We start from the raw sequence: 23,265 nt of genomic DNA, 5'->3' as shown, positions 1-23,265 counted from the left end.
CCGGGGCCGTGTTGGATGGAAGGGTGTTCTCCCCTGCGCGCCCGCATCGCGACGACGTCCTGCTCGCGGTCATCGGCCTGTCCGGCGGTGTGATCCTTTGGCTGATCGGCATCCACATCCAGAACGGCCGGCTCTTCGACGCCCCCTGGGTGTCCCTGCTGCCGCTCGTGGTGATGTCGGCCCTCGAACTGCTGCGGCGCACCGCCCCGCTCACCGCCCTGACGGCAGGCACCCTCGCGCTGGTGGCCGACCAGTTCACGGTGGGCAGCCTCGCGACCCTGCTGATGTTCACCGACCTCGTGTACGCCGCGGTGCTGTACGGCACACCCGCCGCCTCGCGCCGCATTCCGGTGATCACTCTGCTCGTCACGGTCGCCACGACGGTCGGCTTCATCGCTTGGGCCCCGTCGGCGGACGCCGTGCTCATCGGGATCGTCGTCGGCATGGTCTCCTTCGGGCCCGCGCTCACCGGCGCGAGTGTCCGCAACCACCGCGAGGCCGCCGTGGCGGCCCGGCTGAGCGCCGACCGGACCGTCCTGCTCGCCGAGATGGACCGCGTCCAGGCGGTGACCGCCGAGCGGTCCCGGATGGCCCGCGAGCTGCACGACATGGTCGCCAACCACCTCTCCGCCATTGCCATCCACTCCACCGCCGCGCTCTCCATCGACGAGCCGGACACCTCCCGCGACGCCCTCAAGGTGATCCGGCAGAACAGCGTGGACGGCCTGGCGGAGATGCGCCGGCTGATCGGGCTGCTGCGGGAGGGCGGCGCGGCCGGCCCGCCGGGCCCGGTGCCGACTCTCGCCTCGCTGGACGCCCTCGTGGAGCAGGCGGGCTCGAACTCCGCGTCCAGCGGGCTCACCGTCGCCCTGGACGACGGCCGCGAGGAGTCCGGGCCGCTGCCGGCACCGGTGGAACTGGCGGCGTACCGGATCGTCCAGGAGTCGCTGACGAACGCGCTGAAGCACGCGGCGCCGGGCCCCGTGACCGTACGGCTGCGGCGCTCGCGCGCGCTGCTGACGGTGGAGGTGAGCAGTGTGTCCGGCGACCGGCCGGGGCCGCGCGCACCCGGTTCGGGGGCCGGTCTGGTGGGGATGCGGGAACGGGTCGCGCTGCTGGGCGGGGTCATCGAGGCGGGGCCGGCGGACGGCGACGACGGCGGGAAGATCTGGCGGGTGCGGGCCGAACTGCCCGTCGAGGAAAGGGCGTAGGGGACATGACGATTCGGGTGCTGGTGGCCGAGGACCAGTCGGCCGTGCGCGCGGGGCTGGTGCTGATCCTGCGCAGCGCGCCGGACGTCGAGGTCGTGGGCGAGGCCGGCGACGGCGAGGAGGCCGTGCGTCTGGCGCGTGAACTGCGCCCGGATCTGGTGCTGATGGATGTGCAGATGCCCCGGCTCGACGGGGTGTCCGCGACGCGGCAGGTGGTGGCGGAGCGGCTGGCCGACGTGCTGGTGCTGACGACCTTCGATCTGGACGAGTACGTCTTCGGAGCCCTCCGCGCCGGCGCCTCGGGCTTCCTGCTGAAGAACACCGACGCCCGCGATCTGCTCGACGCCGTACGGACGGTGGCGCGCGGCGAGGGGCTGATCGCCCCCGCGGTGACGCGGCGGCTCATCGCGGAGTTCGCGGGGTCCACCGCGCGCCGGGCTGACGGGCCGGGCCGCGAGGTGCTGGACGCGCTGACCCGCCGGGAGCGGGAGGTCCTGGGTTGTCTCGGCGAGGGGCTGTCGAACGCGGAGGTCGCGGGGCGGCTCTCCATGGCGGAGGCGACGGTGAAGACGCACGTCAGCAGGGTGCTCGCGAAGCTCGGGCTGCGGAGCCGGGTGCAAGCGGCGGTGCTCGCACAGGAGTTGGGGCTCTGACGGAAACGGGGCCCAGGGACGGGCGCCCTGCGGCGATCTTTGGTCTGGACCTCTTGACGATTGGTCCAGACCTTCCTAATCTCACCGAACACACTGCGGTGAGTACGCCATGACAAAGCGGGCTCAGGGCGACGCAGGGTTTGCAGTCCACGGACCACCCCCCGTTTGCCGGACCTCACCCGAGGAGCACCGTTGAGCACTGACAACCCCGTACGCCGTTCCCGCCTCAGATGGAGACGCGAATCCGGCACGGCCACGAGATCGAGAACGGTCGCCGGCCTCACGGCCCTGCTGCTGCCGCTGGCCGCGATGGTCGGCCTCGCCTCCCCCGCCGAGGCCGCGACCTCGGCGACCGCCACGTACGTCAAGAAGTCCGACTGGGGCACCGGCTTCGAGGGCCAGTGGACGGTCAAGAACACCGGCACCACCTCGCTCTCCTCCTGGACGATCGAGTGGGACTTCCCCTCCGGCACCGCGGTCGGCTCCGCCTGGGACGCCTCCGTGACCAGCTCCGGAACCCACTGGACGGCCAAGAACCTCAGCTGGAACGGCACGGTCGCCCCTGGAGCCAGCATCAGCTTCGGCTTCAACGGCACCGGCTCCGGCTCCCCCAGCGGCTGCAAGCTGAACGGCGCCTCCTGTGACGGCGGCCCCACCGTCCCCGGTGACTCCGCCCCGTCCAAGCCCGGCACCCCCACCGCGAGCAACGTCACGGACACCTCGGCGAAGCTGAGCTGGAGCGCCGCCACGGACGACAAGGGCATCAAGAACTACGACGTCCTGCGCGACGGCGCCGTAGTCGCCACGGTCACCACGACGACGTACACCGACACCGGTCTCACCAAGGGCACCGACTACTCCTACACGGTGCAGGCCCGTGACACCGCCGACCAGACCGGTCCGGTCAGCACCTCGGTCGCGGTGCGCACCACCGGCACCACCGACCCGGGAACCCCCGGCACCGGCGACAAGATCAACCTCGGCTACTTCACCGAGTGGGGCGTCTACGGGCGCAACTACCACGTGAAGAACCTCGTGACCTCGGGCTCCGCCGCGAAGATCACGCACATCAACTACGCGTTCGGCAACGTCCAGAACGGCAAGTGCACCATCGGCGACTCGTACGCCGACTACGACAAGGCCTACACCGCCGACCAGTCGGTCGACGGCGTCGCCGACACGTGGGACCAGCCCCTGCGCGGCAACTTCAACCAGCTGCGCAAGCTGAAGGCCAAGTACCCCCACATCAAGGTCCTCTGGTCCTTCGGCGGCTGGACCTGGTCCGGCGGCTTCCCGCAGGCGGCCCAGAACCCGGCGGCCTTCGCCCAGTCCTGCTACGACCTGGTCGAGGACCCGCGCTGGGCCGATGTCTTCGACGGCATCGACATCGACTGGGAGTACCCGAACGCCTGCGGTCTCACCTGTGACACCAGCGGCCCGGCCGCACTGAAGAACGTGGCCTCGGCCCTGCGCTCGAAGTTCGGGACGGGCAACCTGGTCACCGCCGCGATCACCGCGGACGGCTCCACCGGCGGCAAGATCGACGCGGCCGACTACGCCGGCGCGGCCCAGTCCATGAACTGGTACAACGTGATGACGTACGACTTCTTCGGTGCCTGGGCGGCCAAGGGCCCGACGGCCCCGCACTCCCCGCTGAACTCGTACTCCGGCATCCCGCAGGAGGGCTTCAACTCCGCGGCGGCGATCGCCAAGCTGAAGGCCCAGGGCGTCCCGGCCTCCAAGCTGCTCCTCGGTATCGGTTTCTACGGCCGCGGCTGGACCGGCGTCACCCAGTCCGCCCCCGGCGGCACGGCGACCGGTGCCGCGACGGGCACGTACGAGGCGGGCATCGAGGACTACAAGGTCCTGAAGAACAGCTGCCCCGCCACCGGCACGATCGCCGGCACCGCCTACGCCCACTGCGGCACCAACTGGTGGAGCTACGACACCCCGGCGACGATCACGTCCAAGATGGCCTGGGCGAACAGCCAGGGCCTGGGTGGGGCGTTCTTCTGGGAGTTCAGCGGTGACACCGCGAACGGTGAACTCGTGAGCGCGATGGACAGCGGCCTCAACTAGCCCGTCCAGGACGGCTGCCCCCCACGAGGCGGCCGCCACACCCCGGAAAAGCGCCGGGGAGACAGGACCGCCCCCTGTCTCCCCGGTTTTCGCGTTCCGGCCCCCTGGGGACGTGGTGGGTTCCTATAGGTTCGATCACGTCCTGCCGAAAGGCGGACCCGGAACCGTCGAAGGAGCTCATGTGGCATCCGTCCACCGCACGACCATGGCACCCACCAAGCTGGAACTGCTCGCCGGATGGCTCCCGCGGCAGAGCTGGTACGTGGGCGACGCCGGGGCACCGGAGCTCACCGTGGCCGGGGGCTTCCGTCTGGACGATCCGGAGGGGGAGGTCGGGATCGAGATCATGATCGTGGTGGACACCTCCGCCCAGCGGCCGGTGGCCTACCTGGTGCCCATGAGCTACCGGGGTGCCGCCGCGGAAGCCATCCCCGGCACGGCCCTGATCGGCACCTCCGAGCACGGTGTGCTCGGGACCCGGTGGATCTACGACGGTGTGCGGGACCCGGTTGCCCTGGAACAGCTGCGCGCGCTCCTGAGCGGTGAGGCGACTCCGCAGCACCGGAGCGAGAGCGACACCCCCGACCCCTCGGTCGCCGTGCACCCGGCCGGGCCCGAGGACGGGGCGGACGTACGGGTCAACCGGATCCTGCGGCATGCCGCGACCGCGGAGGGCTCGCCCGCGGGCATCGTCGCGGGATGGACCTGGCCCGACGGAACGACCGCCCGGGGCGTGGTCGCCACCTCCGCCTCACGGTAGGCAGCCACGCGGACGGCAGAGGCCCCCCGGACTCCGGTCCGAGGGGCCTCGACAGCGACAGCCTCTGTTCAGGCCACATTGGCCCTCCCCCAGACTCCGTCCGGGGGCACCCCCAACCAGCGAGAACCCTCATTTAAGCAACATTGACTCTCCCCCAGACTCCGTCCGGGGGCACCCCCAACCAGCGAGAGCCCTCATTTAAGCAACATTGACTCGCTGGCCGGGCGGTGCCGCCTCCAGCCAGGCGAGGAAACCGGTCAGGGCGTCCTCGCTCATCGCCAGCTCCAGGCGTGTCCCCCGGTGGAGACAGCCGAGCACGACGGAGTCGGACAGGAGCGCCAGCTCCTCCTCGCCCTCGGGCAGCCGGCGGGCGACCACCTCGATGGCGGCACGCTCCAGCCCTCGGCGGGGACGGGGCGAATAGGAGAAGACCCGGAACCAGTCGACGCGGTCACCGCTGTAGCGGGCGACGCCGTACACCCAGCCCTTGCCCGACGGGTCCGGTTCCTCGGAGACGTCCCAGCGCAGGCTGCAGTCGAACGTTCCGCCCGAGCGCTGGATCAGCCGCCTGCGGAGGCCGAAGACGAACAGACCCACCGCGACCAGTACGACGACCAGACCGCCAACCCACAGAGCGAGGACCATCTCCACCGACCTCCTCGCATCGTCGAGTAACGGATACCGAACCGAGCCGAACAGAACTGCACCTGCATCGCCTCAGCCGCGACACGGTCTGGATCGCTCCAGCTCGGGCCGCGGCTGAGTTAAAACTCCTCGTGTGGGACGCTCAGTGCGCCGCCACCGCACGCAGTCGCACATCGGCGCGCCGCTCGGCGGCGGCGTCCGTGTCCGACTTCGCGCGCTCCAGCGCACGCTCGGCGCGCTGGACGTCGATCTCGTCAGCAAGCTCGGCGATCTCCGCAAGCAGAGAGAGCTTGTTGTCCGCGAACGAGATGAAACCGCCGTGCACAGCGGCGACGACAGTCCCGCCGTCGCTCGTACGGATCGTCACGGGGCCCGATTCCAGCACACCCAGAAGCGGCTGGTGACCGGGCATGACGCCGATGTCGCCGGACGTGGTACGTGCGACAACGAGGGTGGCCTCGCCGGACCAGACACTGCGGTCCGCGGCGACCAGCTCGACATGCAGCTCAGCAGCCAAGGGTGGCTCCTCGGGTCACCACCCGGCGGTCGTGCCGGGTGTCGGTTCAATTCTACGGGGCGTGGTGAGGGGGGTGGGACACACCCACCCCCCTCGGTGAGCCGGAGGCTCAGGAGACGCCGAGCTCCTTGGCGTTGGCCTTGAGGTCCTCGATGCCACCGCACATGAAGAACGCCTGCTCGGGGAAGTGGTCGTACTCCCCGTCACAGATCGCGTTGAACGCGGCGATCGACTCGTCGAGCGGGACGTCCGAACCGTCCAGGCCGGTGAACTGCTTGGCGGCGTGGGTGTTCTGCGACAGGAAGCGCTCGACGCGACGGGCACGGTGGACAACGAGCTTGTCCTCCTCGCCCAGCTCGTCGATACCGAGGATCGCGATGATGTCCTGGAGGTCCTTGTACTTCTGCAGGATCCCCTTGACGCGGCTGGCCGTGTCGTAGTGGTCCTGCGCGATGTAACGCGGGTCCAGGATGCGGGACGTGGAGTCCAGCGGGTCCACGGCCGGGTAGATGCCCTTCTCGGAGATCGGACGGGAGAGAACCGTCGTCGCGTCGAGGTGGGCGAACGTGGTGGCCGGGGCCGGGTCGGTCAGGTCGTCCGCGGGGACGTAGATCGCCTGCATCGAGGTGATCGAGTGACCACGCGTCGAGGTGATGCGCTCCTGGAGCACACCCATCTCGTCGGCCAGGGTCGGCTGGTAACCCACCGCGGACGGCATGCGGCCGAGCAGCGTGGAGACCTCGGAGCCGGCCTGCGTGAAGCGGAAGATGTTGTCGATGAAGAGCAGCACGTCCTGCTTCTGCACATCGCGGAAGTACTCCGCCATGGTCAGGGCGGACAGCGCGACCCGGAGACGGGTGCCCGGCGGCTCGTCCATCTGGCCGAAGACCAGCGCGGTCTTGTCCAGGACGCCCGAGTCGGTCATCTCGTCGATGAGGTCGTTGCCCTCACGGGTGCGCTCGCCGACACCGGCGAACACCGACACACCGTCGTGCAGCTTCGCCACACGCATGATCATTTCCTGGATGAGGACCGTCTTGCCGACGCCCGCACCACCGAACAGACCGATCTTGCCGCCCTTGACGTACGGGGTCAGCAGGTCGACGACCTTCAGGCCGGTCTCGAACATCTCGGTCTTGGACTCGAGCTGGTCGAAGGCCGGGGCCTTGCGGTGGATCGGCCAGCGCTCGGTGATCTGCGCCTCGGCCTCCGGCTCGTTCAGGATCTGACCGAGGGTGTTGAACACCTTGCCCTTGGTGATGTCACCGACCGGGACGGTGATACCCGCGCCCGTGTCGGTCACCGGGGCCTGGCGGACCACGCCGTCGGTGGGCTGCATCGAGATCGCGCGGACCATGCCGTCGCCCAGGTGCTGGGCGACCTCGAGGGTCAGCGTCTTACGAGCGCCGGCCTCGGCCGGGTCGTCGACGTCGATGTGCAGGGCGTTGTAGATCTCCGGCATCGCGTCGACGGGGAACTCCACGTCGACGACCGGGCCGATGACCCGGGCGACGCGGCCCGTGGCAGCGGCCGTCTCAACTGTCGTCGTCATTACTTGTCACTCCCCGCGGACGCGTCGGCCAGCGCACCTGCACCGCCGACGATCTCGCTGATTTCCTGGGTGATTTCGGCCTGGCGGGCCGCGTTGGCAAGCCGGGAGAGGCTCTTGATCAGTTCCCCGGCGTTGTCGGTCGCCGACTTCATCGCACGACGGCGGGCGGCGTGCTCGGAAGCGGCGGCCTGCAGCAGTGCGTTGTAGATACGGCTCTCGACGTAGCGCGGCAGAAGGGCGTCGAGGACGTCCTCCGCCGACGGCTCGAAGTCGAACAGCGGAAGGATCTCACCCTTCTCGGTGCTCTCCTCCTCGCCCTTCTCGAGCGACAGCGGCAGCATCCGGCCGTCGACCGCGTTCTGCGTCATCATCGACACGAATTCCGTGAAGACGATGTGCAGCTCGTCGACACCGCCCTCCGCCGTGTCCTTCTGGATGGACGCGATGAGGGGCTCGGCGATCTTCTTGGCATCCGAGTACTCGGGGCTGTCGGTGAAGCCGGTCCACGACTCCGAGACCTTGCGCTCACGGAAGCCGTAGTACGCGACGCCCTTGCGGCCGACGATGTACGTGTCGACCTCCTTGCCCTCGGCCGCCAGCCGCTCCCGGAGCCGCTCCGCCGCCTTGATGGCGTTGGAGGAGTAGCCGCCGGCCAGACCGCGGTCGCTCGTGAGGAGCAGGACCGCCGCCCGGGCCGGGGCCTCGGCCTCGGTGGTGAGCGGATGGTTGGTGTTCGAGCCGGTCGCCACCGCGGTCACCGCACGGGTGAGCTCGGTCGCGTACGGCATCGACGCCGCCACCTTGCGCTGCGCCTTGACGATGCGCGAGGCGGCGATCATCTCCATCGCCTTGGTGATCTTCTTGGTCGCGGTGACGGCTTGGATGCGGCGCTTGTAAACGCGAAGCTGAGCGCCCATCGATCAGCCCTCGCCCAGGAGCTTGCCGTCCGAGGTCTCGAACTGCTGCTTGAAGGCGGCGATCGCGTCGGCGATCGACTGCAGCGTGTCGTCGGACATCTTGCCGCCCTCGGCGATGCTGGTCAGGAGGTCCTTGCGCTCACGGCGCAGGAACTCCAGCAGCTCGCTCTCGAAGCGACGGATGTCCTCGACCGGGACGTCGTCCATCTTGCCCGTGGTGCCGGCCCAGACGGAGACGACCTGCTCCTCCATCGGGAACGGGGCGTACTGCGGCTGCTTCAGCAGCTCGACCATGCGCTTACCGCGCTCCAGCGACGCCTTGGAGGCCGCGTCCAGGTCGGAACCGAAGGCGGCGAACGCCTCCAGCTCACGGAACTGGGCGAGGTCCACACGAAGACGGCCGGAGACCTGCTTCATGGCCTTGTGCTGGGCGGAACCACCGACTCGGGAGACCGAGATACCGACGTTGAGCGCCGGACGCTGACCCGCGTTGAACAGGTCGGACTCCAGGAAGCACTGGCCGTCGGTGATGGAGATGACGTTGGTCGGGATGAACGCCGACACGTCGTTCGCCTTGGTCTCGACGATCGGGAGGCCCGTCATCGAACCGGCGCCCATGTCGTCGGAGAGCTTGGCGCAGCGCTCCAGCAGACGCGAGTGCAGGTAGAAGACGTCGCCCGGGTAGGCCTCGCGGCCCGGCGGACGGCGCAGCAGAAGCGACACGGCGCGGTAGGCGTCGGCCTGCTTCGAGAGGTCGTCGAAGATGATGAGGACGTGCTTGCCGTCGTACATCCAGTGCTGGCCGATGGCCGAACCGGTGTACGGCGCCAGGTACTTGAAGCCGGCCGGGTCGGACGCCGGGGCGGCGACGATGGTCGTGTACTCGAGCGCGCCGGCCTCTTCGAGGGCACCGCGCACGGAGGCGATGGTGGAGCCCTTCTGACCGATGGCGACGTAGATGCAGCGCACCTGCTTGTTCACGTCGCCCGAGCGCCAGTTGTCGCGCTGGTTGATGATCGTGTCGACGGCCAGAGCGGTCTTACCCGTCTGACGGTCGCCGATGATCAGCTGACGCTGGCCGCGGCCGATCGGCACCATGGCGTCGACGGCCTTGTAGCCGGTCTGCATCGGCTCGTGCACCGACTTGCGGACCATGACGCCAGGGGCCTGCAGCTCGAGGGCGCGACGGCCTTCGGTCGCGATCTCGCCGAGACCGTCGATCGGGTTGCCGAGCGGGTCGACGACACGGCCGAGGTAGCCCTCGCCGACGCCGACGGAGAGCACCTCACCGGTGCGCTGCACCGGCTGGCCCTCCTCGATTCCGCTGAACTCGCCGAGGACGATCGCACCGATCTCGCGCTCCTCGAGGTTGAGGGCGAGACCGAGGGTGCCGTCCTCGAACTTCAGCAGCTCGTTCGCCATGGCGGAGGGCAGGCCCTCCACCTTCGCGATGCCGTCGCCGGCAACGCTGACCGTCCCGACCTCCTCGCGCGAGGCCGCGTCCGGCTGGTACGACTGGACAAAGTTATCCAGTGCGTCCCGGATCTCCTCCGGCCGGATCGTAAGCTCCGCCATCTGGGGTTCCCTGCTCTCCTTGTTGGGCCCGAAGTTTCTCAAAGGGGTCTGGGGGCGACCCCCAGGAATCTTCTGCAATTTCTGCACGGCCCAACCGGGCCGCAATTCTTGCTCGTTCAGTTGGTGCGGTGTGGGCGCTGCGCGCCGTCAGCCGGCCATCCTGCGGGTGACCTCTTCGAGGCGCTCCGCGATCGTGCCGTTGATGACCTCGTCACCGACGCGCACCGAGATCCCACCGAGGACCTCGGGGTCCACGTCCAGGTTCAGGTGCATCTGCCGGCCGTAGATCTTCGCCAGGGCGGCGCCGAGGCGCTGCTTCTGGCGATCGGACAGCGGCACCGCCGAGGTGACGACGGCGACCATGCGGTCCCGGCGCTCCGCGGCGAGCCTGGACAGGGAGTCGAGTCCCGCTTCCAGGCTACGTCCTCGGGGCTGCGTCACGAGGCGTGAGATCACACGCTCGGTGACGGGCTGGACCTTGCCGCCGAGCAGGCTGCGGAGCAGCTCGCTCTTGGCGGAGGCCGTGGCCGACTTGCTGGTCAGGGCCGACCGCAGTGCCACGTCGGAGGCGACGATCCGGCCGAACCGGAACAGCTCGTCCTCGACGTCGTCGAGCACACCCGCGCGCTGGGCGGCGGTGAGGTCGGCGGTGTTCGCCAGCTCCTCGGCCGCGTCGACCAGGTCACGCGACTGCGACCAGCGGGACCGGACCATGCCGGAGACCAGGTCCACGGCTTCGCCGCCCACCTGTCCGCTCAGCAGTCGTCCGGCCAGCTCGGCCTTGGCCTCGCCGCCCTGCGACGGATCGGTGAGGACCCGGCGCAGCGACACCTCGCGGTGGAGCAGCGCGGTGACGGCTGCCAGCTCCTCGGCGAGCTTCGCCGCGTCGACCGACGTGGAGTCGGTCAGTGCGTCGAGGCGCTCGCGTGCGGCGGCCAGCGCCTCGCGGCTCGCTCCGTTCATCGGACGGCCTCAGCCTTCGCCTCGAGCTCGTCGAGGAAACGGTCGACGGTGCCGCTCTGCCGGGCGTGGTCCTCGAGGGACTCGCCGACGAGCTTGCCGGCCAGGGCGGTGGCGAGGGAGCCCACGTCCTGACGCAGCGCCGAGGCAGCGGCCTTGCGGTCCGCCTCGATCTGGGCGTGGCCTGCGGCGATGATCTCCTCGCGCTGCCGCTGACCTTCCGCCCTCATCTCCTGGATGATGACGGCACCCTGCTCCTGCGCCTCCTGGCGCAGACGGGCGGCCTCGTGGCGGGCCTCGGCGAGCTGAGCCTTGTACTGCTCAAGAACGCTCTGGGCCTCGGTCTGGGCCGCATCGGCCTTCTCGATTCCGCCTTCGATGGCCTCGCGGCGCTCTTCCAGAACCTTGTTGATGTTCGGGAGGAGCTTCTTGGCGAGGAAACCGAAGACGATGGCGAAGGCGATCAGGCCGATGACGATCTCGGGGATCGCCGGAAGCAGCGGGTTCTGGATCTCTTCCTCGGCCGCCAGCTGTAGGGCGTTCACATCAATGCCTTTCGTCGCATCGGGCAGTCGGAATGCCGCGACTTAGTCGACCGGGTAGACGAAGGGCATGACGAGACCGATCAGGGCGAGCGCCTCACAGAGGACGAAGCCGAGGATCTGGTTCGAGCGGATCAGGCCGGCAGCTTCGGGCTGACGGGCGAGCGCCTGCGTGCCGTTACCGAAGATGATGCCGACGCCGACGCCGGGGCCGATCGCGGCGAGGCCGTAGCCGATGGAACCGAGGTTGCCCGTGATGTTGACGGCGGCGAGGGTCTCAAGAGCGGACATGCCGTTTCTTCCTTCTCTTTCAGAACCGGTGGGGGTTGGCCACCGGACGACTATCGGGGGTGGTGCCGGGTGCTGCTCAGTGGTTCTCTGCGAGAGCGCCCTGAATGTAGTTGCAGGCCAGAAGGACGAACACATAGGCCTGCAGCGCCTGGATGAACAGCTCGAAGGCGGTCATCAGGATGGTCATCACGAACGACACACCGGCGTAGGCGATGCCGATGCCGTTCAGCAGGTACCAGCTGGCGATCGTGAAGATCAGCAGCAGCACGTGACCGGCGAACATGTTCGCGAACAGTCGCACGGCGTGCGTGAAGGGCCGGATCAGCAGGTTCGACATGATCTCGATGAGCATGACGAAGGGCAGGGCCGGGCCGATCGACGGGTCGTAGCCGGAGATGTTCTTCCAGCCGCCGACGAAGCCGTGCCGCTTGAAGGTCAGGCTGACCCAGAGGATGTAGACGATCGCGGCCAGCGCCACCGGGAATCCGATGACCGAGACCACCGGGAACTGGGCGAACGGAATGATCGCCCAGAGGTTCATGATCCAGATGAAGAAGAACAGCGAGACCATGAGGGGCACGTACTTCTTGCCCTCGCGCTTGCCGAGCGTCTCGTACACCACGCCGGTGCGGATGAAGTCGTAACCCGCCTCGGCGACCATCTGGAGCTTTCCGGGCACGACCTTCGGCTTGTTGAAAGCCGCCCAGAAGAAGCCGACGACGACAACGGTGCTCAGGACCGCCAGCAGCATCGGCTTGTTGAACTCGATGCCGCCGATGGTGAACATCGGCTCGAAAACAAAGGAGTGCAGGCCAGGAGCCGGGAAGCCGCATCCGTCGAAGATGTGGCAGTCGGTCTCGAAGGCGAGCACCGTCGTCGGGTCAGCACTCACCGCGGGCTCCTTCAGCGTGGCGCATAGGTACGGCAACCTCGTTGTGTCGGCGCGGCAGGCAGCCGCTGGTCGGCACTGGACTGGTCTTACGGATGGGGGGCGGCTCAGGCATTACGCCTCGCGATGAAGCAGGCGCCGATTTTGATGCCCGCGCCCGCAGTGCCGCAGTTGGCACCGGACGATAGCAGGGTCTCGAACGCTCGCTTATCCCGGCCCTACCCCTCACGTCGTGGACCCCATGTTCTCGGGCTTCTTGCCCGCGGACGAGTCCGGTTCGACGTAAAGGATCTTGGCTTTCATGTGCACGCGGATCTGGGCCGCGACCCAGGAGAGCGTCGCGACCATCACCCCGGCGGCGAAAGCCCTGGGATTGAACAGCGTCGTGTCCTTGAACGCGGCGACGAAGACGAACAGCAGCAGCAGTTCGGTCGTGTAGAGCAACAGGCCCATGGACTGGAACAGATGCGGCAGGGACTTCGCGGTGCGCTGCAGGACGCCGAGCCCGATTCCCATGAAGAGAATCACCACCAGCGTCCCGACCGTCGCGCCGACCGCTCCCTTGCCGCCCGCGAGCGCAGCGCTGACGGCGACGGTGACGACACCGACGGCGGCAGTGGGCACGGCGGTGTGAAGGAGAGTCCGGACGTCGTTGGACGGCATGGCGGTTACTCCGCGTTGCAGGGGATGGGGCAGTGGTCGTCAGGGACGAGCGTAGGCCCGGTCCGAGTCGATGCCTCGGGCCAAAGGACCGTGCTACTCAGGTCCTTCGGCTCCTCACCGGGCTTCGTGAACGGTATCACAAACTATTTGATGAGGTCTTTACTCAGAACGTGTGCCAGCTGTCACACACGAGAGTTAATCCGCGCGTGTGTGCAGAACGTCACGGGCGTCTGTCTGGTATGGGGGATTCTGTACGGTCGCCGCTAACGCGACGAGTCGGCGTGATCCCGATCCGTGAACCGCGAACGGGGGCCGATCGCTGTCGCTCCGTTGACACCGGAGACGCCCACGGCTACAGGGGCCCGTTCGGGAGCCGGGGAGGCCATCTGCGCGCCCTCGGAAGCGTGTTGGGCCTCCGGGGCGTCACCCTCCGGCACGCGGCGCCGGTAGCGCGGCGGCACGAAGGACTCCGCCCAGTGCGGTGCGCGCGGGGTGAAGCGCGGCATCAGCAGCAGGACCAGGCCGACGGCGCTGAGCCCCACGATCACCAGCACGATCCAGAGGGACGCGGAGTGCACGGAGTAGCCGACGGCGCCGAAGGCGATCAGCGCGGACCAGAAGTACATGATCAGCACGGACCTGCTGTGCGAGTGCCCGATCTCCAGCAGCCGGTGGTGCAGGTGACCGCGGTCGGCCGCGAACGGCGACTGGCCGTTCCAGGTGCGCCGCACGATGGCCAGCACGAGGTCGGCGGCCGGGATGGCGATGATCGTCAGCGGCAGCAGCAGCGGCATGAAGACGGGCAGGGCCGCGTGGGTCGCCGCCCGCTCGCTGCCTCCCTCGAAGATCTTCATCGTGTCGGGGTCGACCTGGCCGGTGATCGAGATGGCGCCGGCGGCCAGCACGAGACCGATGAGCATCGAGCCCGAGTCGCCCATGAAGATCCGCGCCGGGTGCATGTTGTGCGGCAGGAAGCCGAGGCACATGCCCATGAGGATCGCGGCGAAGAGCGTAGCGGGGGCCGCCGCCTCGATGCCGTACCCGTACCAGAGGCGGTAGGTGTAGAGGAAGAACGCCGCGGCGGCGATGCAGACCATGCCGGCCGCGAGACCGTCCAGGCCGTCGACGAAGTTGACCGCGTTGATGGTGATCACGACGAGGGCGACCGTGAGGAGCGTGCCCTGCCACTGGGTGAGCGCGACCGTGCCGATGCCGGGGATGGGCAGCCACAGGATCGTCAGACCCTGGATGACCATGACGGCGGCGGCGATCATCTGTCCGCCGAGCTTGATCAGGGCGTCGATCTCGAACTTGTCGTCCAGGACGCCGATCAGCCAGATCAGGGCGGCTCCGGAGAGCAGCGCCCTGGGTTCGTTGGAGAGTTCGAAGACCCCGTTCAGGTTGAACAGGTGGTCCGCGACGATCAGCCCCGCGCACAGTCCGCCGAACATGGCGATGCCACCGAGCCGAGGTGTCGGTTCCCGGTGTACGTCACGCGCCCGGATCGCGGGCATCGCCCCGATCACGATGGCGAACTTCCGCACCGGTCCGGTCAGCAGATAGGTCACTGCGGCCGTGACACAGAGCGTCAGCAGGTAATCACGCACGGGCTGCCCCACAGATTTCGCCGGCCATCTCAGCCCCACACCCTAGTCTCATGGGCAAGGACATCGAGCCACGGGTGTTTGGTTCCACATGCCTGGCCCCCACCGCCTACCCCGGATACGGCGGATTCCGCTCGGCCAGTTTCCGTACCTCCGCCCGCAGCCGGCCCGTGTGGCCCTCCGCGCGCACGGCGGCGCCGAACAGCCCGGCGATCCGCAGCATGTCGTCCTCGTCCATGCCCTGGGTGGTGACGGCCGCGGTGCCGAGCCTGATGCCGCGCGCGTCACCGTACGGCAGGGCGCAGGTGTCCAGGACCATTCCGGCGGCCATGAGCCGCTCGCGGGCGGCGCGGCCGTCGACACCGAGGGGGCCGGGGTCGGCGACGACGATGTGGGTGTCGGTGCCGCCCGTGGTGATCTCGAAGCTCTCGGACTCCAGTGCGGCGGCGAGCACCCGGGCGTGGGCGACGGCGCGGTGGGCGTAGACCGCGTAGGAGGGCGCGGCGGCCTCCCCGAAGGCGACCGCCTTCGCCGCGATCGTGTGCATCTGGGCGCCGCCCTGGGTGAAGGGGAACACCGCGCGGTCGATGCGCTCGGCGAGCTCGACACCGCAGAGGATCATCCCGCCGCGCGGCCCGCGCAGCACCTTGTGCGTCGTGGCGCACACCACGTCGGCGTACGGGACGGGGCTGGGCGCCGCTCCCCCGGCGATGAGTCCCATGGGGTGGGCGGCGTCCGCGATCAGATAGGCGCCCACCTCGTCGGCGATGGCCCGGAACTGCTCGTAGTCCGGGTGGCGGGGGTACGAGATCGAGCCGCACACGATCGCCTTGGGACGCCGCGCCCGGGCGAGTGCGCGCACCTGGGCGTAGTCGATGAGTCCGCTGTCGGGGTCGACGCCGTACCCGGCGAAATCGAACCAGCGTCCGGAGAAGTTGCCCGGGGCGCCGTGGGTCAGATGTCCGCCGTACGGAAGGCCCATGGCCAGCACGGTGTCTCCGGGCCGCAGCAGCGCGGCGTAGGCGGCGAGCACGGCGGAGGAGCCGGAGTGCGGCTGGACGTTGGCGTGCTCGGCGCCGAAGAGCGCCGTCGCCCGCCGGACGGCCACGCGTTCGGCCGCGTCCGCCTGTTCGCAGCCGCCGTGGTGACGGGCCCCGGGGTAACCCTCGGCGTACTTGTTGGCCAGCGGGGAGCCGAGTGCGGCGAGCACGGCGGGCGAGGTGAAGTTCTCGGCGGCGATGAGCTGGAGGGTGCTCGCCTGCCGGCCCGCCTCGGCCAGCAGGATGCCCCCGATCTCGGGGTCCTCGCGGAGCAGGGCGCCGGAGTCCTGCGGCATGGCGGCCCGGGACGGGGAGTGCGGCGCGGCGGCGGGCGCGGCGGGAGTGGTGACCGGCATCTGACGGCTCCGGACCTGAGGGTGGGGGGTGCGTGGCGTCAGATCCAATGTAGGCCCGCCCCGGGCCGCCTGCCCGCTGCCGTGCGGCCCTCTACGCCGGTCGGCGCACCTCAGTGCGGGGCGCGTACTCCGGTCAGCGCGGTCATGACCGGATCGAGCGCCTGGCTGATCTCGTCGCCGATGGAACGGAAGAACGTGATCGGGGCGCCGTACGGGTCGTAGACCTCGTCCGCCTCGGCGGTGGGGGCCAGCAGCCAGCCGCGCAGGGCCGCCGCGGCGCGCACCAGCGCGCGGGCGCGTTCGACGACGCCCTCCTCGCGGGCGTCCGGCAGGGTGGCGGGGTCTATGGCCCGTACCAGCCGTGTGAACTCCTTGAGGGTGAAGGTCCGCAGGCCGGCCGAGTGGCCCATGGAGATCACCTGGGCGCGGTGGTCGCGGGTGGCGGTGAGCACGAGGTCCGCGCGGATCACGTGCTCGTCGAGGAGCTCGCGGCCCACGAAGCCGGTGGCGTCCGCGCCGAAGTCGGCGAGGACGACCTCGGCGTTGGCCTCCATGGGCGCGCCCTCGTGTCCCCAGGTGCCCGCGCTCTCCACGATCAGGCCGCCGCTGAGCGGATCGCCGAGGCGGTCCACCAGGGCATGGCGGGTCAGCCGCTCGGTGATGGGCGAGCGGCAGACGTTGCCGGTGCTGACGTGGAGGATGCGGAAGGTGTCGTGCTGCCCCGCTATGCCACGCCCCTCAGGGGCGGTCAATTGGCCACCTCGAGGTCGGGTACCACCTTGCGGAGTTCCTCGACCGAGAGGGCGCCGGCCCGCAGCAGGACCGGGACCTTGCCGGTGACGTCGACGATCGAGGACGGGACGATCCCGGGGGTCGGGCCGCCGTCGAGGTAGACGGACACGCTGTCGCCGAGCATCTCCTGCGCGGCGTCGCAGTCCTCGGGCGAGGGGTGTCCGGTGAGGTTGGCGCTGGAGACGGCCATCGGACCGGTCTCCGTGAGGAGCTCGATGGCGACCGGGTGCAGGGGCATCCGGACGGCGACGGTGCCGCGGGTGTCGCCGAGGTCCCACTGGAGCGACGGCTGGTGCCGGGCGACGAGCGTGAGGGCGCCGGGCCAGAACGCGTCGACGAGCTCCCACGCCTGCTCGGAGAAGTCGGTGACCAGGCCGTGCAGGGTGTTCGGGGAGCCGATCAGCACGGGCGTCGGCATGTTGCGGCCGCGGCCCTTGGCGTCGAGGAGGTCGGCGACGCCCTCCGCGCTGAAGGCGTCCGCACCGATCCCGTAGACGGTGTCGGTGGGCAGCACGACCAGTTCGCCGCGGCGGACGGCGGACGCGGCTTCACGCAGGCCGGTCGTACGGTCGGTCGCGTCGTTGCAGTCGTATCGCCGTGCCATCAGCCGGCCTCCTCGGACGTGTACGGGTTTGACGGGTGGGAATCGTGCGGTGCCGGTGCGCCGGTGGTCACGGCATGGCCTTGCGGGCCGTCGCGAAGCGGGGCCTGTTGTTCAGGTCGGGGTGGTCGGCCGCGTCGGCCCAGCCACGCTCCTCGGTGAAGATCCACGGCACCTGGCCGCCCTGGGTGTCGGCGTGCTCGATGACGACGAGCCCGCCGGGGCGGAGCAGACGGTGAGCGGTGCGCTCGATGCCGCGGATGGTGTCGAGGCCGTCCTCGCCGGAGAACAGCGCCATCTGCGGGTCGTGGTCGCGGGCCTCGGGCGCGACGTACTCCCACTCGGTGAGCGGGATGTACGGCGGATTGGAGATCACCAGGTCGACCTGGCCGTCGAGCTCCGGAAGGGCGCTCAGGGCGTCTCCCTTGTGGATGGTGACCCTGGACCCCTCGGCGTTCTTCCGGGTCCACCTCAGGGCGTCCTCGGACAGCTCCACGCCGTGCACGCGCGAGCGCGGCACCTCCTGCGCCATGGCGAGCGCGATCGCGCCCGATCCGGTACAGAGGTCGACGATCAGCGGTTCGACGACGTCCATCGCGCGGACGGCGTCTATCGCCCAGCCGACGACCGACTCGGTCTCGGGCCTGGGCACGAAGACGCCGGGGCCCACCTGGAGCTCCAGGTAGCGGAAGAAGGCACGGCCGGTGATGTGCTGGAGCGGCTCGCGGTTCTCGCGGCGGGCGATCGTCTCCCAGTAGCGGGCGTCGAAGTCGGCGTCCGGCACGTGGTGCAGTTCGCCCCGCTTGACGTCGTGCACGAACGCGGCGAGTTCCTCGGCGTCGAATCGCGGTGAGGGGACACCGGCGTCGGCCAGCCGCTGGGTGGCCTGGGCCACCTCGGCGAGCAGCAGGTTCATCGCGGTTCTCCGTACGGGTTCACGAGCGGGGCGGGGCGGTTGTGCTCATGCGGCGGCGAGCTTGGCGGCGGAGTCGGCGTCGACGCATGCCTGGATGACGGCGTCGAGGTCACCGTCGAGCACCTGGTCCAAGTTGTACGCCTTGAAGCCGACGCGGTGGTCCGAGATCCGGTTTTCCGGGAAGTTGTACGTCCGGATCTTCTCGGAACGGTCCACGGTGCGCACCTGGCTGCGGCGCACGTCGGAGGCTTCCTGCTCGGCGGCTTCCTGGGCGGCGGCCAGCAGCCGGGACCGCAGGATGCGCATGGCCTGCTCCTTGTTCTGGAGCTGGCTCTTCTCGTTCTGGCAGGAGGCGACGACGCCGGTCGGCAGGTGCGTGATGCGGACGGCGGAGTCCGTGGTGTTGACGGACTGCCCGCCGGGGCCCGAGGAGCGGTAGACGTCGATACGGAGATCGTTGGCGTGGATCTCGACGTCGACCTCCTCCGCCTCGGGGGTGACGAGCACACCGGCGGCCGAGGTGTGGATGCGGCCCTGGGACTCGGTGGAGGGCACGCGCTGCACACGGTGCACGCCGCCCTCGTACTTCATCCGCGCCCAGACGCCCTGGCCGGGCTCGGTGGCGCCGTTGCCGCCCTTGGTCTTCACGGCGACCTGGACGTCCTTGTAGCCGCCGAGCTCGGACTCGGTGGAGTCGATGATCTCGGTCTTCCAGCCGACGCGCTCGGCGTAGCGCAGATACATGCGCAGGAGGTCGCCGGCGAAGAGGGCGGACTCGTCGCCGCCCGCGCCCGCCTTGATCTCCAGGAGCACGTCCTTGTCGTCGCTGGGGTCGCGCGGGACCAGGAGGAGGCGGAGCTTCTCGGTGATCTCCTCGCGCTGCTTCTCCAGGACCTTGACCTCGGCGGCGAAGTCCGGGTCGTCGGCGGCGAATTCGCGGGCCGTCCCGATGTCGTCGCCGGTCTGCTTCCAGGTCCGGTACGTGGAGACGATCGGGGTCAGCTCCGCGTAGCGCTTGTTGAGCTTGCGCGCGTTGGCCTGGTCGGCGTGGACCGACGGGTCGGCGAGCTTCTTCTCGAGATCGGCGTGCTCGCCGATCAGTTCCTCGACCGCCTCGAACATCTTCGGGCTCCTGGTTTCTGCGTCATACGTCTGCGGGCCTGCTGGACGGTGCGCTGCCGGTACGCGCCGAGGGGGCGCGTCCGGCCGCGCAGCCGGAAAAAACGCCGGCCCCCGGCGCCCCCCGCTGGAGGGCGCCGGGAACCGGCGCAGTGGCTCGCTACTTGCTGGCGGAGCCGGCAGCCTTGCCGAAGCGGGCCTCGAAGCGGGCCACGCGGCCGCCGGTGTCGAGGATCTTCTGCTTGCCCGTGTAGAACGGGTGGCACTCGGAGCAGACGTCGGCGCGGATGGCGCCGCCCTCAAGGGTGCTCCGGGTGGTGAACGACGCACCGCAGGTGCAGCTGACCTGCGTCTCGACGTACTGGGGGTGGATGTCGCGCTTCAAGGTGTCTCCTAGATTCGGGAGGGCTCCGGGTCGTTCGCGCGGATTGCGCGTCCGTGAACCGGGGCCGACGTACCAGTCTGCCAGGACCGGCCGTATCTCCCAAAACGAGGACCCTGCCCCGCATATTCCCGTGTGTTCCGGGGAACGCTCCGCGACCGGCCGGTCACATGAGGTGTCCCGCTACCGCACGACCTTCCCCGCGTCGCCCTTGTCGCCCGCCGAGTCGGCGGTGGCGGACTCCGGGATGGCCTTGTCCTGCTTGAGCGCCGCCCACACCTGGCTGCCGGCCTTCTTCTGGGGCAGCACGCGGTTGGGGTCCTGCGGGTCGTACTGGACGGGCAGGGTGACCATGTCGACGTGCGAGGAGCCGAGGCCCTTGAGCCCGTTCGCGAAACCGGTGAGCTTGCTGACGGAGGCCAGCTCGGAGTCGGTGGTGACGGCCTTGGTCGCGGCGTCCGCGAGGCCGAAGAGGGTCTTCGGCTCGGAGAACACCCCGACGCTCTTCGCCTGGTCCATCAGCGCCTTCACGAACGCCTGCTGGAGCTGGATGCGGCCCAGGTCGCTGCCGTCGCCGACGCTCTCACGCGTACGGACGAGGCCGAGCGACTGCTCGCCGTTCAGGGTGTGTGTGCCGGGCTTCAGGGCGAGATGGCTGTTGGGGTCGTCGATCGCCTGCGAGGTGGTGATCTTCACGCCGCCCAGCTCGTCGATGAGCTTCTTGAAGCCGGTGAAGTCGACCTCGACGTAGTGGTCCATGCGGATGCCGGACATGGCCTCGACGGTCTTCACCGCGCAGGCGGGCCCGCCGACGGCGTAGGCCGTGTTGAACATCGCCTGCCGCGCGCCTTCGACCTGTTCACCGGTCGTGTCGCTCGTGCAGGCGGGCCGCTGGACGAGGGTGTCCCTCGGGACGGAGACCACGCTCGCGGACGTGTGGCCCTTGTTGACGTGGACGACCATCGCGGTGTCCGACCGCGCGGAGCCCTGGTCGTCGCCGTACTTCGCGTTGGCGCCGGAGCGGGAGTCCGATCCGAGCACGAGGATGTCCTGCGAACCGTCGTCCACGTCGTCGGGGCGCTCGGTGCCGAGGGCCGCGTCGATGTCGACGCCCTTCAGGTTCCCGTTGAGCGTGAAGTAGGCGTAACCGAGCCCGGACCCTCCGACGACCACCAGGGCGGCGGCGCCCCACAGGGCGATCCTCTTGATCCGGCGCCCCCGCGAGGGCTTCCTCCGGCGGCTGCCGGTACCGCGTATTCGGCCGGTGCTCCTGCTCTGCTCGCTCATGCGCTCCCTCTTCCGCTTCTCGCTGCGACCCCCTGCCGTGGTGCACGGGCGTGGTCCGGCGCCCCTGGGCGGGACGGCCGGAGCAGCGAGAAGCGTTGCACAACGAGCTGAGGCCCCCGTCCGCGGACGGGGGCCTCAGAACGAGCGGGTGAGCGGGCCGGCAACCCGGCGCTCACCAGGCAATTCAGCCGATTGTGTAGTAGCTGTTCCAGCCGGTGCCGAGCTTCACCTGTGTGGCAAAGATCTCCGAGGTGCCCACGCCGGTGCCCTTGAGGAGGTACAGCGCTCCGGCGGGGGTGCGGGCCACGAGGTCGGACTTGGCGTCGCCGTTGACGTCACCGGGCGTGACCAGCAGGTCGTAGGCGGACCAGTTGCTGCGGACCTTGACCGGGGTCTCGAACGGGGCGGTGGACTTGCCGGTGCCCTTGGCGAGGTAGAGGTCGTTGGTGCCGCCGCGGCGCAGGAGCAGGTCGTTCTTGCCGTCGTAGGTGAAGTCACCGTGACCGCGGACCTGGTTGTAGACCTGGTAGCCGGTCGCCGCCTTGACCGCGGTGTTGAACTTCCCGTTGCCGTAGCTCGGGTACACCATGAGGTCGCCGGTGGAGGTGACGGCCAGGACGTCGCCCTTGCCGTCGTTGTTCACGTCGCCGGGGGCGACGATCGCGCGCACGGTCTTCCAGCCGCTGAACATCTTCGTCTTCGCGTACGTCGAGCTGCTCGCGGAGCGGTGCAGCCAGTACACGTCGCCCGTCGAGGACTGGCGGGCGATGAGGTCCTCGTAACCGTCGCGGTTGAGGTCCGTCTGGATGATGAGGTTGTACGCGCTGTACGAGCCCGCGAAGGCCTTGCGCGCGGCGAGCGCCTCACCGGTGGAGTTGGCGGTGTACGCGGTCGAGCCGGTGGTCCGGGCGAACAGGTCGGCCCGGTGGTCGCCGCTGAAGCTGGTGTCGTCGATCCGCGGCTGGATCGAGCGGTAGTACGTGGCGACCTTGGTGTAGGCGTCGTACGTGCCCGCGATGTTGCAGGCCTCGGTCTGGCTGGCCGGACCCCACGAGGTGATGCCGATGACACGGCCGCTGACGAACATCGGGCTGCCCGAGTCGCCGGGGCAGGTGGCCTGGCCCGTGGAGTCGTTCCCGGTGCCGCCGACGCCCGCGCAGATCATGTGGCCGGGCTTGTAGGCGCCCGGGAGGTTGACCGCGGTGTCGAGGTTCTCGGAGCACTCGGCGTCCGAGCGCAGCGGCTGCTCCAGGCGCAGGAGGGTGTCCGACAGCGGGGAGAAGTCCCAGTCGGAACCCGTCATGCCCCAGCCGTACGTGGTGGCCACGGTGCCCGCGGTGTAACGGGCGTTGTCGCCGTAGGAGGCGGGCTGGGCAGGGGTGTACGACAGCGGCTTGGAGAGCGTCAGAAGCGCGATGTCGTTGTCGATCGCCTCGGCGTTGTACGAACCCGCGAAATAGGAGCGGGTGATGCCCACCGCGGTGCCCTCGTCATTCGGGCCGCCCGCCAGCTTGGCCGTTCCGGCGAGCACGAGGCCCTGCCCGGTCATGTTCAGCGCCTTGCCGTTCTCGTCCGTCACGCAATGTGCGGCCGTCATCACCTTGTTGGGCGCGACGAGTGTTCCGCCACAGGTGAAGTAGAACAGACCGTCGTTGTCGTACTCGAAGAGGATCTGCACCATCCAGGGTGCGCTGCTGAATGCGGTGCTGGTTCCGCCGATGATCCGCGAGGACTTCCCGGCGGGGCTGACCACGGTGGCGCCCTTGGGGGGCAGGAACTGCTCACCGCCCTCTGCCGCCTGGGCGTTGACCGCCAGGCCGCTTCCCAGCAGCGCGAGTGCCGCGACGCCGGCGCCTATCAGTCTTCGAAAGTTTCGTATCGATCCGGCATGACGCGATATGCGCACGCAAGTCT

The 23,265-nt window shown here is 69.3% G+C and carries 23 protein-coding genes; 4 read left to right on the top strand and 19 right to left on the bottom strand.

Annotated elements, in window-relative coordinates; translation table 11 throughout:
* The first annotated feature begins 23 nt into the window (after window positions 1-23).
* From AMK10_RS05420 to AMK10_RS05405, 4 genes are all read left to right on the top strand, one after another.
* Window positions 24-1,211, top strand: a complete 1,188-nt coding sequence (locus tag AMK10_RS05420; RefSeq protein ID WP_073745269.1) for a sensor histidine kinase — start codon at window positions 24-26, stop codon at window positions 1,209-1,211.
* A gap of 5 nt (window positions 1,212-1,216) precedes the next feature.
* Complete coding sequence (locus AMK10_RS05415; protein ID WP_073745267.1) at window positions 1,217-1,864, top strand: response regulator; 648 nt, start codon at window positions 1,217-1,219, stop codon at window positions 1,862-1,864.
* A gap of 192 nt (window positions 1,865-2,056) precedes the next feature.
* Window positions 2,057-3,943: a glycoside hydrolase family 18 chitinase gene (locus AMK10_RS05410; RefSeq protein WP_073745265.1), complete on the top strand. Its 1,887-nt coding sequence runs from the start codon at window positions 2,057-2,059 to the stop codon at window positions 3,941-3,943.
* Between the two features lie 181 nt (window positions 3,944-4,124).
* On the top strand, window positions 4,125-4,703 hold the full coding sequence (locus AMK10_RS05405; protein WP_073745263.1) for a maltokinase N-terminal cap-like domain-containing protein: 579 nt from the start codon (window positions 4,125-4,127) through the stop codon (window positions 4,701-4,703).
* Between the two features lie 198 nt (window positions 4,704-4,901).
* On the opposite strand, the gene AMK10_RS05400 is transcribed toward AMK10_RS05405, so the two are convergent.
* The 19 genes from AMK10_RS05400 to AMK10_RS05310 form a co-directional block, all read right to left on the bottom strand.
* A complete protein-coding gene (locus AMK10_RS05400; RefSeq protein WP_073745261.1) occupies window positions 4,902-5,348 on the bottom strand; it encodes a DUF2550 domain-containing protein in 447 nt (148 codons plus the stop codon).
* A 142-nt stretch (window positions 5,349-5,490) separates the two neighbouring features.
* Window positions 5,491-5,865 carry a F0F1 ATP synthase subunit epsilon gene (locus tag AMK10_RS05395; protein ID WP_069170672.1) on the bottom strand — a complete coding sequence of 125 codons (375 nt, stop codon included), beginning with the start codon at window positions 5,863-5,865 and terminating at the stop codon, window positions 5,491-5,493.
* 109 nt (window positions 5,866-5,974) lie between these two features.
* The gene (gene atpD / locus AMK10_RS05390) at window positions 5,975-7,417 is read right to left on the bottom strand and encodes a F0F1 ATP synthase subunit beta (protein ID WP_073745259.1); all 1,443 of its coding nucleotides are present in this window, start codon (window positions 7,415-7,417) and stop codon (window positions 5,975-5,977) included.
* The gene (locus tag AMK10_RS05385) at window positions 7,417-8,334 is read right to left on the bottom strand and encodes a F0F1 ATP synthase subunit gamma (RefSeq protein ID WP_073745257.1); all 918 of its coding nucleotides are present in this window, start codon (window positions 8,332-8,334) and stop codon (window positions 7,417-7,419) included. Before AMK10_RS05385 ends, atpD begins: the two co-directional genes overlap by 1 nt.
* Window positions 8,335-8,337: 3 nt before the next feature.
* Window positions 8,338-9,909: a F0F1 ATP synthase subunit alpha gene (gene atpA / locus AMK10_RS05380; protein ID WP_073745255.1), complete on the bottom strand. Its 1,572-nt coding sequence runs from the start codon at window positions 9,907-9,909 to the stop codon at window positions 8,338-8,340.
* Window positions 9,910-10,056: 147 nt separating this feature from the next.
* Window positions 10,057-10,872 (bottom strand): F0F1 ATP synthase subunit delta, encoded by an 816-nt coding sequence (locus AMK10_RS05375; RefSeq protein WP_073745253.1) that lies wholly within the window; start codon window positions 10,870-10,872, stop codon window positions 10,057-10,059.
* A complete protein-coding gene (locus AMK10_RS05370; RefSeq protein ID WP_073745251.1) occupies window positions 10,869-11,414 on the bottom strand; it encodes a F0F1 ATP synthase subunit B in 546 nt (181 codons plus the stop codon). The genes AMK10_RS05375 and AMK10_RS05370 overlap by 4 nt, the downstream gene beginning before the upstream one ends.
* A gap of 42 nt (window positions 11,415-11,456) precedes the next feature.
* Window positions 11,457-11,702: an ATP synthase F0 subunit C gene (gene atpE / locus AMK10_RS05365; RefSeq protein ID WP_014048348.1), complete on the bottom strand. Its 246-nt coding sequence runs from the start codon at window positions 11,700-11,702 to the stop codon at window positions 11,457-11,459.
* Between the two features lie 76 nt (window positions 11,703-11,778).
* Window positions 11,779-12,594, bottom strand: coding sequence for a F0F1 ATP synthase subunit A (gene atpB / locus AMK10_RS05360; protein WP_073745249.1), 816 nt, complete (start codon window positions 12,592-12,594; stop codon window positions 11,779-11,781).
* Between the two features lie 222 nt (window positions 12,595-12,816).
* On the bottom strand, window positions 12,817-13,254 hold the full coding sequence (locus tag AMK10_RS05355; protein ID WP_073745247.1) for a hypothetical protein: 438 nt from the start codon (window positions 13,252-13,254) through the stop codon (window positions 12,817-12,819).
* A 263-nt stretch (window positions 13,255-13,517) separates the two neighbouring features.
* Complete coding sequence (locus AMK10_RS05350) at window positions 13,518-14,873, bottom strand: MraY family glycosyltransferase (RefSeq protein ID WP_198959628.1); 1,356 nt, start codon at window positions 14,871-14,873, stop codon at window positions 13,518-13,520.
* A 94-nt stretch (window positions 14,874-14,967) separates the two neighbouring features.
* A complete protein-coding gene (glyA, locus tag AMK10_RS05345; RefSeq protein WP_073745243.1) occupies window positions 14,968-16,254 on the bottom strand; it encodes a serine hydroxymethyltransferase in 1,287 nt (428 codons plus the stop codon).
* 110 nt (window positions 16,255-16,364) lie between these two features.
* Entirely contained in the window at window positions 16,365-17,006 is a 642-nt protein-coding gene (locus AMK10_RS05340) for an arsenate reductase/protein-tyrosine-phosphatase family protein (RefSeq protein ID WP_073745241.1), read from the bottom strand.
* Entirely contained in the window at window positions 17,003-17,650 is a 648-nt protein-coding gene (locus AMK10_RS05335) for an L-threonylcarbamoyladenylate synthase (RefSeq protein ID WP_073745238.1), read from the bottom strand. Before AMK10_RS05335 ends, AMK10_RS05340 begins: the two co-directional genes overlap by 4 nt.
* 67 nt (window positions 17,651-17,717) lie before the next feature.
* Window positions 17,718-18,563 (bottom strand): peptide chain release factor N(5)-glutamine methyltransferase, encoded by an 846-nt coding sequence (gene prmC / locus AMK10_RS05330; protein WP_073745236.1) that lies wholly within the window; start codon window positions 18,561-18,563, stop codon window positions 17,718-17,720.
* A gap of 45 nt (window positions 18,564-18,608) precedes the next feature.
* Window positions 18,609-19,685: a peptide chain release factor 1 gene (prfA, locus tag AMK10_RS05325; protein WP_073745234.1), complete on the bottom strand. Its 1,077-nt coding sequence runs from the start codon at window positions 19,683-19,685 to the stop codon at window positions 18,609-18,611.
* Between the two features lie 157 nt (window positions 19,686-19,842).
* The gene (gene rpmE / locus AMK10_RS05320; protein ID WP_073745232.1) at window positions 19,843-20,067 is read right to left on the bottom strand and encodes a 50S ribosomal protein L31; all 225 of its coding nucleotides are present in this window, start codon (window positions 20,065-20,067) and stop codon (window positions 19,843-19,845) included.
* A 180-nt stretch (window positions 20,068-20,247) separates the two neighbouring features.
* On the bottom strand, window positions 20,248-21,351 hold the full coding sequence (locus tag AMK10_RS05315; RefSeq protein ID WP_073745230.1) for an LCP family protein: 1,104 nt from the start codon (window positions 21,349-21,351) through the stop codon (window positions 20,248-20,250).
* Between the two features lie 184 nt (window positions 21,352-21,535).
* Window positions 21,536-23,257 carry a trypsin-like serine protease gene (locus tag AMK10_RS05310; RefSeq protein WP_079180611.1) on the bottom strand — a complete coding sequence of 574 codons (1,722 nt, stop codon included), beginning with the start codon at window positions 23,255-23,257 and terminating at the stop codon, window positions 21,536-21,538.
* Between the last annotated feature and the right edge of the window lie 8 nt (window positions 23,258-23,265).

Source organism: Streptomyces sp. CB02058, assembly GCF_001905505.1.
Taxonomy (GTDB): Bacteria; Actinomycetota; Actinomycetes; order Streptomycetales; family Streptomycetaceae; genus Streptomyces.
This window is presented reverse-complemented; position numbering and strand designations above follow the sequence as displayed.

Excerpts from the sequence above, each read along its gene's own strand:
- atpD (WP_073745259.1), bottom strand. The coding sequence starts at position 7,417 with ATGACGACGACAGTTGAGACGGCCGCTGCCACGGGCCGCGTCGCCCGG.
- prmC (WP_073745236.1), bottom strand. The coding sequence starts at position 18,563 with ATGAACCTGCTGCTCGCCGAGGTGGCCCAGGCCACCCAGCGGCTGGCC.
- AMK10_RS05385 (WP_073745257.1), bottom strand. The coding sequence starts at position 8,334 with ATGGGCGCTCAGCTTCGCGTTTACAAGCGCCGCATCCAAGCCGTCACC.
- AMK10_RS05355 (WP_073745247.1), bottom strand. The coding sequence starts at position 13,254 with ATGCCGTCCAACGACGTCCGGACTCTCCTTCACACCGCCGTGCCCACT.
- AMK10_RS05375 (WP_073745253.1), bottom strand. The coding sequence starts at position 10,872 with ATGAACGGAGCGAGCCGCGAGGCGCTGGCCGCCGCACGCGAGCGCCTC.
- AMK10_RS05415 (WP_073745267.1), top strand. The coding sequence starts at position 1,217 with ATGACGATTCGGGTGCTGGTGGCCGAGGACCAGTCGGCCGTGCGCGCG.
- glyA (WP_073745243.1), bottom strand. The coding sequence starts at position 16,254 with ATGCCGGTCACCACTCCCGCCGCGCCCGCCGCCGCGCCGCACTCCCCG.
- atpE (WP_014048348.1), bottom strand. The coding sequence starts at position 11,702 with ATGTCCGCTCTTGAGACCCTCGCCGCCGTCAACATCACGGGCAACCTC.
- prfA (WP_073745234.1), bottom strand. The coding sequence starts at position 19,685 with ATGTTCGAGGCGGTCGAGGAACTGATCGGCGAGCACGCCGATCTCGAG.
- AMK10_RS05335 (WP_073745238.1), bottom strand. The coding sequence starts at position 17,650 with ATGGCACGGCGATACGACTGCAACGACGCGACCGACCGTACGACCGGC.
- AMK10_RS05400 (WP_073745261.1), bottom strand. The coding sequence starts at position 5,348 with ATGGTCCTCGCTCTGTGGGTTGGCGGTCTGGTCGTCGTACTGGTCGCG.
- AMK10_RS05315 (WP_073745230.1), bottom strand. The coding sequence starts at position 21,351 with ATGAGCGAGCAGAGCAGGAGCACCGGCCGAATACGCGGTACCGGCAGC.
- atpA (WP_073745255.1), bottom strand. The coding sequence starts at position 9,909 with ATGGCGGAGCTTACGATCCGGCCGGAGGAGATCCGGGACGCACTGGAT.